Genomic DNA, 669 nt, shown 5'->3' on the forward strand with positions numbered 1-669 from the left:
CACCAAGATCTATGCCGCGGCCCACCGCGCCCGGACCGTCTTCTACACGCCCGAGGTCTCCGCGACGATGCGCGCCCTGCAAGAGGACCTCCGGCACGACATGATCCGCACCGAACGCTGCATCGAGGAACACCTCGTCCTCCACGGCGGCCACGTCGACCACGCGCACGGCCCCAACCCGTCACTGCTCGAGCTGATCATCATCGATGAGTCCGAACGCCTCACCGGCAACGCCATCGAGTGGCTCCGCGACCAGTACGACCGAACAGGCATCGCGATGATCCTGATCGGCATGCCCGGCATCGAGAAGCAGTTCACTCACTACCCACAGCTCTACAGCCGACTCGGGTTCGCCCACCAGTACCGCCCCCTCGGCCACGACGAGCTGCTGTTCGTCCTCGAACGTCAATGGCGCAAGCTCGGCAAGACCCTCGACCCCGACGACTTCACTGACGCGCAAGCCATCGCCGCCGTCGAACGCATCACCCGCGGCAACTTCCGTCTCCTCGAACGTCTCCTCCCACAGATTCAACGTGTCCTGAAGATCAACGAGCTCGACGTCATCACCAACGACGTCGTCGAAGCCGCCCGCAGCACCCTCGTCATCGGCACCACCTAACCCGACACGGAACGCAGCGAAAACCGCGACACAGAGCGAAGCTGCTCACA

The 669-nt window shown here is 64.0% G+C and carries 1 protein-coding gene; it reads left to right on the top strand.

Annotated elements, in window-relative coordinates:
- Window positions 1–619, top strand: a 619-nt coding sequence (locus AC0VX0_RS12380) for an AAA family ATPase (RefSeq protein ID WP_049158844.1), incomplete at its 5' end; no start/stop codon positions are given.
- Window positions 620–669 lie beyond the last annotated feature (50 nt).

This window comes from Micrococcus sp. iso_26, from assembly GCF_056172975.1.